At 39.4% G+C, this 12819-nt stretch carries 14 protein-coding genes; 13 read left to right on the forward strand and 1 reads right to left on the reverse strand.

Annotated features, from left to right (window positions below; genetic code table 11):
- The first annotated feature begins 13 nt into the window (after positions 1-13).
- The 7 genes from D8787_RS00545 to D8787_RS00575 all read left to right on the forward strand — a co-directional run bounded on the left by D8787_RS00545 (position 14) and on the right by D8787_RS00575 (position 4927).
- Positions 14-853 carry a carbohydrate ABC transporter permease gene (locus tag D8787_RS00545; protein ID WP_001192009.1) on the forward strand — a complete coding sequence of 280 codons (840 nt, stop codon included), beginning with the start codon at positions 14-16 and terminating at the stop codon, positions 851-853.
- 125 nt (positions 854-978) lie between these two features.
- Positions 979-1431, forward strand: coding sequence for a YhcH/YjgK/YiaL family protein (locus D8787_RS00550; protein WP_125420073.1), 453 nt, complete (start codon positions 979-981; stop codon positions 1429-1431).
- 134 nt (positions 1432-1565) lie between these two features.
- A complete protein-coding gene (locus D8787_RS00555) occupies positions 1566-2210 on the forward strand; it encodes a YesL family protein (RefSeq protein ID WP_125420075.1) in 645 nt (214 codons plus the stop codon).
- A gap of 173 nt (positions 2211-2383) precedes the next feature.
- A complete protein-coding gene (locus D8787_RS00560; protein WP_001281522.1) occupies positions 2384-3301 on the forward strand; it encodes a dihydrodipicolinate synthase family protein in 918 nt (305 codons plus the stop codon).
- Between the two features lie 17 nt (positions 3302-3318).
- Positions 3319-4203, forward strand: coding sequence for an ROK family protein (locus D8787_RS00565; RefSeq protein WP_125420077.1), 885 nt, complete (start codon positions 3319-3321; stop codon positions 4201-4203).
- 96 nt (positions 4204-4299) lie between these two features.
- Positions 4300-4587, forward strand: coding sequence for a hypothetical protein (locus tag D8787_RS00570; protein ID WP_125420079.1), 288 nt, complete (start codon positions 4300-4302; stop codon positions 4585-4587).
- The gene (locus D8787_RS00575) at positions 4577-4927 is read left to right on the forward strand and encodes a type II toxin-antitoxin system RelE/ParE family toxin (protein WP_102211342.1); all 351 of its coding nucleotides are present in this window, start codon (positions 4577-4579) and stop codon (positions 4925-4927) included. Before D8787_RS00570 ends, D8787_RS00575 begins: the two co-directional genes overlap by 11 nt.
- A 61-nt stretch (positions 4928-4988) precedes the next feature.
- Here the strand turns inward: D8787_RS00575 and D8787_RS00580 are convergent, their stop codons facing one another.
- Positions 4989-5840 (reverse strand): MurR/RpiR family transcriptional regulator, encoded by an 852-nt coding sequence (locus D8787_RS00580; protein ID WP_125420081.1) that lies wholly within the window; start codon positions 5838-5840, stop codon positions 4989-4991.
- A 190-nt stretch (positions 5841-6030) separates the two neighbouring features.
- On the opposite strand from D8787_RS00580, the gene pbp2b reads away from it, so the two are divergent.
- The 6 genes from pbp2b (at position 6031) to D8787_RS00610 (ending at position 12764) form a co-directional block, all read left to right on the forward strand.
- Positions 6031-8088, forward strand: coding sequence for a penicillin-binding protein PBP2B (gene pbp2b, locus D8787_RS00585; RefSeq protein WP_125420083.1), 2058 nt, complete (start codon positions 6031-6033; stop codon positions 8086-8088).
- Positions 8089-8098: 10 nt separating this feature from the next.
- A complete protein-coding gene (gene recR / locus D8787_RS00590; protein WP_000966754.1) occupies positions 8099-8695 on the forward strand; it encodes a recombination mediator RecR in 597 nt (198 codons plus the stop codon).
- Between the two features lie 174 nt (positions 8696-8869).
- On the forward strand, positions 8870-9913 hold the full coding sequence (locus D8787_RS00595; protein WP_125420085.1) for a D-alanine--D-alanine ligase: 1044 nt from the start codon (positions 8870-8872) through the stop codon (positions 9911-9913).
- Positions 9914-9997: 84 nt separating this feature from the next.
- Positions 9998-11371, forward strand: coding sequence for a UDP-N-acetylmuramoyl-tripeptide--D-alanyl-D-alanine ligase (locus tag D8787_RS00600; protein ID WP_125420087.1), 1374 nt, complete (start codon positions 9998-10000; stop codon positions 11369-11371).
- Positions 11358-11969: an NUDIX hydrolase N-terminal domain-containing protein gene (locus tag D8787_RS00605; RefSeq protein ID WP_125420089.1), complete on the forward strand. Its 612-nt coding sequence runs from the start codon at positions 11358-11360 to the stop codon at positions 11967-11969. Before D8787_RS00600 ends, D8787_RS00605 begins: the two co-directional genes overlap by 14 nt.
- Positions 11970-12059: 90 nt before the next feature.
- Positions 12060-12764 (forward strand): TIGR02206 family membrane protein, encoded by a 705-nt coding sequence (locus tag D8787_RS00610; protein WP_125420091.1) that lies wholly within the window; start codon positions 12060-12062, stop codon positions 12762-12764.
- Positions 12765-12819 lie beyond the last annotated feature (55 nt).

Raw genomic sequence — 12819 nt, forward strand, 5'->3', positions numbered from 1 at the left:
AAAGGAGACAGCTATGCAATCTACAGAAAAAAAACCATTGACAGCCTTTACTGTTATTTCAACAATCATTTTGCTCTTGTTGACTGTGCTGTTCATCTTTCCATTCTACTGGATTTTGACAGGGGCATTCAAATCACAACCTGATACAATCGTTATTCCACCACAATGGTTCCCTAAAATGCCAACCATGGAAAACTTCCAACAACTCATGGTGCAAAACCCTGCTATGCAGTGGATGTGGAACTCAGTATTTATCTCATTGGTAACGATGTTCTTAGTCTGTGCGACTTCATCTCTAGCAGGTTATGTATTGGCTAAAAAACGTTTCTATGGTCAACGTATCCTCTTTGCCATCTTTATTGCTGCCATGGCTCTTCCAAAACAAGTTGTCCTTGTACCATTGGTACGTATCGTCAACTTCATGGGAATCCACGATACTCTCTGGGCAGTTATCTTGCCTTTGATTGGATGGCCATTTGGGGTCTTCCTTATGAAACAATTTAGTGAAAATATTCCAACAGAGTTGCTTGAATCAGCTAAAATCGATGGTTGTGGTGAGATTCGTACTTTCTGGAGCGTAGCTTTCCCAATTGTAAAACCAGGGTTTGCAGCTCTTGCAATCTTTACCTTCATCAATACATGGAACGACTACTTCATGCAGTTGGTAATGTTGACTTCACGTAACAATTTGACTATTTCACTCGGTGTTGCGACCATGCAAGCCGAAATGGCAACCAACTATGGTTTAATCATGGCAGGTGCAGCTCTTGCTGCTGTGCCAATCGTAACAGTCTTCTTAGTCTTCCAAAAATCCTTCACACAAGGTATTACTATGGGAGCTGTTAAAGGATAAGAAACGATTTCTTTTACAGTACAAATTTGCTATTGCTAGCATGATCTAAAAACCTCCGACAGTGAATGACACTGTTGGAGGTGTTAGTTTTAATCGCTTAATGACGATTTTTAAAGGAGAAAATAATGATTTTTGACGATTTGAAAAATATTAGCTTTTATAAAGGAATTCATCCAAATCTTGACAAGGCAATTGATTATCTTTATGAACATCGTAAAGATTCATTTGAGTTAGGAAAATATGATATTGATGGGGATAAGGTCTTTCTAGTTGTTCAAGAAAATGTCCTAAATAAAGCTGAAAATGATCAGTTTGAACATCACAAGAACTATGCAGACTTGCATTTGTTGGTAGAGGGACATGAATATTCTAGCTGCGGTTCACGTATCAAAGATGAAGCAGTTGCTTTTGATGAAGCAAGTGACATTGGTTTTGTCCATTGTCATGAACAGTATCCACTTTTACTAGGTTATCACAATTTTGCAATTTTCTTCCCAGGTGAACCACATCAACCAAATGGTTATGCAGGTATGGAAGACAAAGTTCGCAAGTATTTGTTTAAAATTTTAATTGATTAGAATGGTAGATTGAGATAGCTGATGGCTATCTTATTAAGCACTTTTGTAAATTGAGTTTAAGAGTTGAATCTTATCAACTGATAAATCGGAATGATTTAGATAGGATAGAAATGAAATGATAGGGGGAGTAAAAGATGTCACAAAAAGGAAGAAGTCTCATCAAGGCTGCATTTGATACAGATAATTTTCTAATGCGAATTAGTGAGAAGGTTTTAGATATTGTAACAGTCAATCTTCTCTTTGTAGTAACTTGTTTACCAGTTGTAACGATTGGGGTAGCCAAAATTAGTCTCTATCAGACAATGTTTGAAATCAAGCAAAGTAGACGTGTTCCAGTTTTTAGAACCTATCTAAGAGTTTTTAGACAAAATCTGAAACTAGGTTTTCAGTTGGGGATGTTGGAGTTAGGAATTGTATTTCTTGCTCTTTCAGATCTCTATCTTTTCTGGGGTCAAACAGCTCTGCCCTTCCAATTGGTGAAAGCCATTTGTTTAGGGATTCTGATTTTCCTTACTATTGTGATGTTGGCTAGTTACCCGATTGCGGCACGTTATGACCTATCTTGGAAAGAAATTCTTCAAAAAGGACTGATGTTGGCTAGTTTTAACGCTCCTTGGTTTATCTTGATGATCGTAATTATCTTTTTGATTTTGATGATTCTATATCTATCAGCCTTTACCCTTCTATTGGGAGGATCAGCTTTTATTCTCTTTGGTTTTGGACTTCTTGCTTTTTTACAAGTAGGAGTGATGGAAAAGCTATTTGCTAAGTATGAATAAGGGTTGCAATTATTTCTGAAACTACTTTCAAACGCCCCAAACGCTATTCTATAAGCAAGAAACTAAAATCTAAGTGTCTACAAGATATTGAAAGCCTTTTCGGTAAAGTGTATACTAAAGAAGTAAAGAAAGAATCTGCTTTAGCAGAAAATAAAAATAATAGGAGAAAATCTATGTCAGATTTGAAAAAATACGAAGGTGTCATTCCAGCCTTCTACGCATGTTATGATGAACAAGGAGAAGTAAGTCCAGAACGTACACGTGCCTTGGTTCAATACTTCATTGATAAAGGTGTTCAAGGTCTCTATGTCAATGGTTCTTCTGGTGAATGTATCTACCAAAGCGTTGAAGACCGCAAGTTAATCTTGGAAGAAGTCATGGCAGTTGCCAAAGGTAAATTAACTATTATTGCCCATGTTGCTTGCAATAATACTAAAGATAGTATGGAACTTGCTCGCCACGCTGAAAGCTTGGGAGTAGATGCCATTGCAACAATTCCACCAATTTACTTCCGCTTGCCAGAATACTCAGTTGCCAAATACTGGAACGATATTAGTTCTGCAGCTCCAAATACAGACTATGTTATCTACAACATTCCTCAATTGGCAGGTGTTGCTTTGACTCCAAGTCTCTATACTGAAATGTTGAAAAATCCACGTGTTATCGGTGTGAAGAACTCTTCTATGCCAGTTCAAGATATCCAAACATTTGTGAGCCTTGGTGGAGAAGACCATATCGTCTTTAATGGTCCAGATGAGCAGTTCCTAGGAGGACGCCTCATGGGTGCTAAGGCTGGTATCGGTGGTACTTACGGTGCTATGCCAGAACTCTTCTTGAAACTTAACCAATTGATTGCGGATAAAGATTTAGAAACAGCGCGTGAATTGCAGTATGCTATTAACGCAATCATCGGTAAATTGACTGCCGCACATGGAAATATGTATGGAGTTATTAAAGAAGTCTTGAAGATCAATGAAGGACTTAATATTGGATCTGTTCGTTCACCTTTGACACCAGTGACTGAAGAAGATCGTCCAGTTGTGGAAGCAGCTGCAGCCTTGATTCGTGAAACTAAGGAGCGCTTCCTATAATTCATAAGGAGGTATTTATGACTAACTACATTGCAATTGATATCGGTGGAACTAACATCAAGTATGGTTTGGTTGATCAAGAGGGGCAACTTCTTGAATCGCATGAGATACCGACAGAGGCACATAAGGGTGGCCCCCATATTTTAGAGAAAACCAAACAGATTGTAGCTAGTTATCTTGAAAAAGATTCTGTAGCAGGTGTTGCCATTTCTTCGGCAGGTATGGTGGATCCTGACAAGGGTGAGATTTTCTATGCAGGCCCACAGATTCCAAATTATGCAGGTACACAGTTCAAGAAGGAAATCGAGACTAGCTTTGATATTCCTTGTGAAATTGAAAATGATGTCAACTGTGCAGGCCTTGCAGAAGCAGTTTCGGGATCTGGTAAGGGAGCAAGTGTGACCCTTTGCTTAACCATTGGGACAGGTATTGGTGGTTGTTTAATTATTGACGGTCAAGTCTTCCATGGTTTTAGTAATTCTGCCTGTGAGGTTGGCTATCTACACATGCAAGATGGAGCCTTCCAAGATTTAGCTTCGACCACAGCTTTGGTTCGTTATGTAGCAGAAGCGCATGGTGATCCAGTTGATCAGTGGAATGGTCGTAGAATCTTTAAAGAAGCTACTGAAGGGAACAAACTCTGCATGGATGGTATCGACCGCATGGTTGACTATCTAGGAAAAGGTCTAGCTAATATTTGTTATGTGACCAATCCAGAAGTAGTTATTCTAGGTGGTGGTATCATGGGACAAGAAGCTATTCTCAAGCCTAAAATTCGAAAAGCTTTGAAAGATGCTTTGGTACCAAGTCTGGCTGATAAGACGAGATTAGAATTTGCCCATCATCAGAATACAGCAGGTATGCTCGGTGCATATTATCATTTCAAGACAAAACAATCCTAGTTTGGCAATGCCAAACTAGGATTTTCTAATCAAATTCCCTTGACTTTCTTTATAATTGTGAGATAATAAAGAAAATATATAAAGGAATTATATAAAATGGCTATAGCGAATTCAAGTAAAATAGTAACCTTCCAAGCTAATAGAGAATTGGTAAACGATGCTATGGAAGTGTTAAAAGAACAAAATCTCTCTCTTTCATCAGCACTCAGATTATTTTTAAGGAATGTTGTCGTAACAAATGGAGTAGATTTACTTAGTGAAGAGGAATTAGAGAAGGAGTATTTGTTTAGACAATTACAAGCAGAAGTTCAAGAAAGTTATGCTAAGATTGAGGCTGGAAATTACTTGACAGATGAGGATGTCGTGACACGCTATGGATTATAAAAAATATAGGATTTTGTATTCTCCTAGAGTGATTGATAGTCTGGATAAAATATATCAGTATATAGCAGAGGAAATTGGTTCTGTAGAGGCTGCGAGACGAAAAGTAGCGAATATTAGAAAAGATATTAATCGGCTGGAAATTTTTCCCCAAGCTGGATTTGATGCCGATGAAAAATTTGGTAAGAGATTAGATCCTCACTATCAAACGAGAGGATTGACCTTGAGTAAGGATTACATCGTATTATATACAATTGTTGAGGATACCGTCAGGCTTGCTTATTTACTCCCTTCAAAAAGTGATTACATGAAATTATTTAAGACTGAGTCAAGATATGATTGACTCCGGATCTAGATGAGTTATGTTTAGTGACGAATAAAAATCCTAGTTTGGCAATGCCAAACTAGGATTTTCTAGCTCTTCTTTGTCTTCGATAGCCATTAAGTTTTTTATTCTCCCAGTAGCTATTGAAAATTTTTTCTTTGTTTTCTCGATTGATTTCTAAAAAGTAAGCATAAATTAAATCAATCCAAAAAAGCATTGGAAGTTGAGAGGAGATACGCTGAATATAGGATGATTGATTGTGACTAGCAACCAGTACAGTTTCAGTATACAATTGGTTTTCTTTGTTTGGTACGCTGGTAAAGAGGACTGTTTTTGCCCCCATTTCTTTAGCATCTAACAAGCTGTCCAGAATAGATTGAGTAGATCCAGATAGTGAAAAGCCTAGAACCAAGCAATTGTCATCCATGATACTAGTAGTCCAAGCAAAGCCATCTTGATCGGTTATAGCTTCACAGACAACCCCTAAACGCATAAAGCGTAATTTCATCTCACGAGCGACAAGGCCAGAGCTTCCAGTGCCAAAAAAATAGACTCTTTCAGCATCTTCTATCATATTAGCTATTCGTTCTATTTGATTTTCATTAATTAATTCCTGAGTTTGCTCTCTCATATTGCTATAGCTTCTGAGAACGCTTTGGATAAGAGGATTATGGGTCGATAACTGAAGATTTTGGTTATCGATTTGATGTTGGTATTGGAAAATAAATTCTCTATAGCCAGTAAAACCACACTTTTTAGCAAAACGGGTTAGGGCAGCTTGGGAAATATGTAGTTTTTGAGCTACGTTTTGTGATGATAAATCATCCTGTATCGTATTGACCTGTAAGAAATAGCGAGCAATTTCTTGCTCTAATTCAGTTAATTCATCAAAGTGGAGATCAATAATAGAGGGAATATCTTGATTGTTCATGGGCTTCCTTTGTATGATTTATATTAAATTAAAAGTCAAAAATTCTATTGGTTGATATTATTATACCATATAAAATAATGATAATTAAATAAAAAAGAAAAGCTCTTTTAAAAATCAAATAAAGTACTCCCATTTTCCATAATTTTCTTCTCAATTTGTGGTACAATGAAGAATGAGATTTTAAATAGAAATGAGACTGACTTGTATGAGAAAATTTGACAGCCATTCGATTCCGATTCGGCTTAATTTATTGTTTTTAATTGTTATTTTGCTCTTTATGACCATCATTGGTCGCCTGCTTTACATGCAGGTTTTGAACAAAGATTTTTATGAGACAAAACTGGCATCGGCAAGTAAAACAAAGGTGACAACTAGTTCGGCTCGTGGACAAATCTACGATGCAACAGGGAAACCTCTCGTCGAAAACACTATCAAGCAAGTTGTATCTTTTACAAGGAACAACAAAATGACGGCTGCAGATTTGAAAGAAACAGCCAAAAAGTTGCTAGTCTATGTGGGAGTTTCTTCTCCAACATTGACTGACCGACAGTTGGCAGACTACTATCTAGCAGATCAAGACGTCTATAAGAAAGCAGTGGAAAGTTTACCACGTGAGAAACGACTAGATTCTGATGGGAATCAATTATCTGAATCCGAACTTTACAATAACACTGTTGAAAGTATCGATCCAAGTCAATTGACCTACTCGGACGACGAAAAGAAAGAAATTTACCTCTTTAGCCAACTCAATGCAGTAGAAAATTTTGCGACAGGAACCGTTGCGACAGATTCCTTGACAGATACACAGATTGCCTTGATTGCTTCGGCTTCTAAGAATTTACCTGGTATCAGTATTTCAACTTCCTGGGATCGAAAGGTTCTAGAAACTTCGCTTTCTTCTATAGTAGGAAGTGTTTCCAGTGAAAAAGCTGGTCTCCCAGCCGAAGAAGCAGATTCCTATCTTAAAAAAGGTTATTCTTTAAATGACCGTGTTGGGACTTCTTATCTAGAAAAACAATATGAGGAAACCCTGCAAGGAAAACGCTCGGTAAAAGAAATCCATCTAGACAAGTATGGCAACATGGAGAGTGTCGAAAATATCGAAGATGGTACCAAAGGGAACAATATTAAACTAACCATTGATTTGGCCTTTCAAGATAGCGTGGACAATCTTCTTAAGAGTTATTTCAATTCTGAGTTAGGAAATGGAGGAGCCAGATATTCTGAAGGTGTTTATGCAGTTGCTTTGAACCCAAAAACAGGTGCAGTTTTCTCTATGTCAGGGCTTAAACATGATCTGAAAACGGGAGAGCTAACGCCTGATTCCTTGGGAACGGTGACCAATGTCTTTGTTCCAGGTTCGGTTGTCAAGGCTGCAACTATCAGTTCTGGTTGGGAGAATGGAGTCTTATCAGGTAATCAGACCTTGACAGACCAACCGATTGTCTTCCAAGGTTCAGCTCCGATTAATTCTTGGTACACTCAGGCTTACGGTTCATTCCCGATTACAGCTGTGGAAGCCTTGGAGTATTCTTCTAATGCCTATATGGTTCAAACCGCTTTGGGCATTATGGGTCAGACCTATCAACCCAATATGTTTGTTTTAACTAACAATTTAGAATCCGCTATGGGGAAACTTCGTTCGACATTTGCTGAATATGGTCTTGGAGCCTCAACAGGCATTGACCTTCCAAATGAGTCAACTGGTTTTATACCAAAAGAGTATAATTTCGCTAATTACATTACCAATGCATTTGGTCAGTTTGATAACTACACCCCAATGCAATTGGCCCAGTACGTTGGAACTATTGCCAACAACGGTGTTCGGATTGCACCTCACATTGTCGAGGGGATTTATGGAAATAATGAACAAGGTGGTTTAGGGAACTTAATCCAATCTGTTGAAACCAAGGAAATGAATAAAATTAATATTTCTGAGTCTGATGTTTCCATCCTCCAACAAGGATTTTATCAAGTGTCACATGGTGGTAGTGCTTTGACAACCGGTCGTGCCTTTTCAAATGGCGCAGCGGTATCCATTAGTGGAAAAACAGGTACTGCCGAAAGTTATGTTGAGGGTGGTCAAAAAGCTAACAATACTAATGCTGTGGCCTATGCACCATCAGATAATCCTCAAATCGCTGTAGCTGTTGTCTTCCCTCATAACACCAACCTTACAAATGGTGTCGGACCTTCCATTGCGCGCGATATTATCAACCTCTATAACCAACATCATCCAATGAATTAGAAAGGAACTTATGCTTTATCCAACACCTATTGCTAAGCTAATTGATAGTTATTCCAAGTTACCGGGTATCGGGATTAAGACGGCTACCCGTCTGGCCTTCTATACTATTGGAATGTCTGATGACGATGTCAATGAATTTGCTAAAAATCTCCTTTCTGCTAAGAGAGAGCTGACCTACTGTTCCATCTGCGGTCGCCTGACTGATGACGATCCTTGCTCTATCTGTACCGATCCGACTCGTGACCAGACAACGATTTTAGTTCTCGAAGATAGTCGCGATGTGGCAGCCATGGAGAATATCCAAGAATACCATGGACTCTATCATGTCTTACATGGTCTTATTTCTCCCATGAATGGTATCAGTCCAGATGATATCAATCTCAAGAGCCTTATGACTCGTCTTATGGATAGTGAAGTTTCAGAAGTGATTGTGGCGACCAATGCTACAGCAGATGGGGAAGCGACATCCATGTATCTTTCACGTTTGCTCAAGCCAGCTGGTATCAAGGTTACGCGTCTAGCACGAGGTCTCGCTGTCGGAGCGGATATTGAGTATGCGGATGAAGTTACACTCTTACGAGCCATTGAAAATCGAACAGAGTTGTAAGTCTAGACAAATTAATACACTCAATTCATTTATACAAAAATCACGGAGACCGACAGTTGTTTTATCGGTCTCTTTTTAGATTTATTGAAGACCAGTATCAGGTTCAAGTTTCAAAAAAGAAGCAAATATGATATACTAAAGAACGAGTATTCTATTAGAATTGGAACAAATAATATGAAACAAACGATTATTCTTTTATACGGTGGACGTAGTGCAGAGCGTGAAGTCTCTGTTCTTTCAGCTGAAAGTGTCATGCGTGCGGTCAACTACGACCGTTTCACAGTCAAGACTTTCTTCATCAGCCAGTCAGGTGACTTTATTAAAACGCAAGAATTTAGCCAGACTCCAGGTCAAGAGGACCGTCTCATGACCAATGAAACCATTGATTGGGATAAGAAAGTTGCACCAAGTGCTATATACGAAGAGGGAGCAGTGGTCTTTCCAGTCCTCCACGGTCCGATGGGAGAAGATGGCTCAGTTCAAGGATTCTTGGAAGTTTTGAAAATGCCTTATGTTGGTTGTAACATATTGTCATCTAGTCTTGCCATGGATAAAATCACCACTAAGCGTGTCTTAGAATCTGTCGGGATTGCCCAAGTTCCTTATGTGGCCATTGTCGAAGGTGATGATATGACTGCTAAAATTGCTGAAGTTGAAGAAAAATTGACTTATCCAGTCTTCACTAAGCCGTCAAACATGGGTTCTAGTGTCGGTATTTCTAAATCTGAAAATCAAGAAGAACTCCGCCAAGCTTTGGAACTTGCCTTCCGATATGACAGCCGTGTCTTGGTTGAGCAAGGAGTGAATGCCCGTGAAATCGAGGTTGGTCTCTTGGGTAACTACGATGTTAAGAGCACGCTGCCAGGAGAAGTTGTCAAGGATGTTGCCTTTTACGACTATGACGCCAAGTATATTGACAACAAGATTACCATGGATATCCCAGCTAAAATCAGTGATGATGTGGTAGCTGTCATGCGTCAGAATGCAGAAACAGCCTTCCGTGCTATTGGTGGCCTCGGTCTCTCTCGTTGCGATTTCTTCTATACAGACAAGGGAGAGGTTTTCCTAAACGAGCTTAATACCATGCCAGGTTTCACCCAGTGGTCTATGTATCCACTACTTTGGGACAATATGGGAATCAGCTACCCAGACTTAATCGAGCGTTTGGTTGACCTTGCTAAGGAAAGTTTTGACAAGCGCGAAGCGCATTTGCTATAAAAATGAAAGAGAGGGTAGAAGCCAGAACCATCACTGTCAGGTGATTAGAGTTCTCGGACTTCGACCCTTTTTAAAGGAGTAGAAATGAAATTAACAATCCATGAAGTTGCCCAAGCTGTTGGAGCTAAAAATGATGTTAGTCTTTTTGCGGACGCGCAGTTAGAAATGCCTGAGTTTGACAGTCGTTTGATTGGGGCTGGAGATTTATTTGTGCCCCTCAAAGGTGCGCGTGACGGTCATGACTTTATTGAAACAGCCTTTGAAAATGGTGCAGCAGTAACCCTGTCTGAGAAAGAGGTTGCAAATCATCCTTATATTTTAGTAGATGATGTTTTGACTGCCTTTCAACAACTAGCTGCCTACTATCTTGAAAAAATGGATGTTGATGTCTTTGCAGTTACGGGTTCAAATGGCAAGACGACGACCAAGGATATGTTGGCACACTTGCTATCGACAACCTACAAGACCTACAAAACACAAGGAAACTACAATAACGAGATCGGCCTTCCTTACACAGTTCTCCATATGCCTGAAGGAACAGAAAAGTTAGTCTTGGAGATGGGGCAGGATCACTTGGGAGATATTCATCTCTTGTCTGAGTTGGCTCACCCAAAAACAGCCATCGTGACCTTGGTTGGAGAAGCCCATTTGGCCTTTTTCAAAGACCGTTCGGAAATCGCTAAAGGAAAAATGCAAATTGCAGATGGTATGGCATCGGGTTCTTTGCTTTTGGCACCAGCTGACTCGATTGTAGAGGCCTACTTGCCAGCTGATAAAAAGGTAGTTCGTTTTGGGCAAGGAGCAGAGCTGGAAATCACAGACTTGGTTGAGCGCAAGGACAGTCTGACCTTTAAGGCTAATTTCTTGGAACAAGCCCTTGATTTACCAGTGACTGGTAAGTACAATGCCACCAATGCTATGATAGCATCCTATGTTGCCCTGCAAGAAGGAGTGACTGAGGAGCAGATTCATAATGCCTTCCAAAATCTTGAATTGACGCGTAACCGTACCGAATGGAAGAAAGCAGCCAATGGAGCAGATATCTTATCAGATGTGTATAATGCCAATCCAACTGCTATGAAGCTGATTTTGGAGACTTTCTCTGCCATTCCAGCCAATGAAGGGGGCAAAAAAATTGCTGTTCTAGCAGACATGAAGGAACTTGGTGACCAGTCCGTTCAGCTCCATAACCAGATGATTTTGAGTCTCTCGCCAGATGTGCTTGATACTGTTATTTTTTATGGAGAAGATATCGCAGAATTGGCCCAACTTGCCAGTCAAATGTTCCCAATCGGACATGTTTTCTACTTCAAGAAAACAGAAGACCAAGACCAATTTGAAGACCTAGTTAAGCAGGTCAAGGAAAGCCTTGGGGTTAATGATCAAATCTTGCTCAAAGGCTCTAACTCTATGAACCTAGCCAAGTTGGTAGAAAGTTTAGAACATGAAGACAAGTGATTTTGTCAAGTATTTGCAAAGAATGATTGCCATTACAGATACTGGACTAACCTTTACAAAAGATCCTTTTGATCGTGAGCGCTACGAAGACTTGCGGGTCCTTTTATCTGAAATGCTGGATCAAGCATCAGACTTAGATGCAGAAGAAGTAGCAGAAGTCTTGAAGCCAACTTCTGCTTATGCGACTCCTTTAATGGATGTTCGTGCTTGGATTGTTGAGGACGAAAAAATTTGTCTGGTTAGGGGGCAAGGAGAGGATAGTTGGGCTTTGCCAGGTGGCTTTGGAGAGGTCGGCTATTCTCCAACCGAAAATATTCTCAAGGAAATTGAAGAAGAAACTGGCTTTGAAGCCAAAGTAGAAAGACTGCTGGCTGTTTTTGATACCAATCGTTTCCAACTACAGAGTAAACAATATGCAAAGTTTGTTTTTGAATGTAAGTTTCTTGATGGACAATTCCAAGAAAATCAAGAAATTGCAGACCTTCAATTTTTTGCCATTGACCAACTGCCAGCCTTATCTGAAAAACGCATTACCAAGGAGCAAATAGAGATTCTTTGGCAGGTTTATCAAGGTCAGAGGGAGCAATATCTTGACTAAGAAGATGATTATCGTATTTCTAAATCCATTTTTGACAAATAGCATGGTATAATAATATGCAGGAAAATTTTGAATTATGAGGAAGACTAGATGAATTTATGGGATATTTTCTTTACGACTCAGGCAACAGAGCCACCTAAGTTTGATCTTTTTTGGTATGTTAGCCTATTTACGCTTTTAGCCTTAACCTTTTATACAGCCTATCGCTATCGTGAAAAGAAGGTTTACCAACGATTTTTCCAAATCTTGCAAGCTGTTCAGTTGATCCTACTTTATGGCTGGTATTGGGTCAATCATATGCCACTATCAGAAAGCTTACCCTTTTACCATTGCCGTATGGCCATGTTTGTGGTACTTTTGCTTCCTGGCAAGTCCAAATATCGGCAGTATTTTGCATTGTTGGGGACATTTGGGACATTAGCAGCCTTTGTTTACCCAGTGCCAGATGCCTATCCATTCCCCCATATTGCCATTTTATCCTTTATCTTTGGGCACTTAGCTCTCTTGGGGAACTCACTCGTTTATCTCTTGAGACAGTATGATGCAAAAATGCTAGATGTGAAGGGAATTTTTCTCATGACCTTTGCCCTAAATGCCTTGATTTTTGTGGTCAATTTGGTAACAGGTGGAGATTACGGATTCTTGACAAAACCGCCATTGGTTGGGGATCATGGCTTAGTAGCTAATTATTTGATCGTGTCAGTAGCCTTGTCTGCCGCGATTACCTTGACCAAGAAAATCTTGGAACTATTTTTAGAGCAAGAAGCAGAAAAAATGATTGCAAAGAAAGCTTAGAAATGAGCTTTCTTTTTTCATAAATCTGATTTTTTATAATTTGTTTGGAAAATAA

This window comes from Streptococcus mitis (assembly GCF_003944325.1).
Classification (GTDB): domain Bacteria; phylum Bacillota; class Bacilli; order Lactobacillales; family Streptococcaceae; genus Streptococcus; species Streptococcus mitis_CW.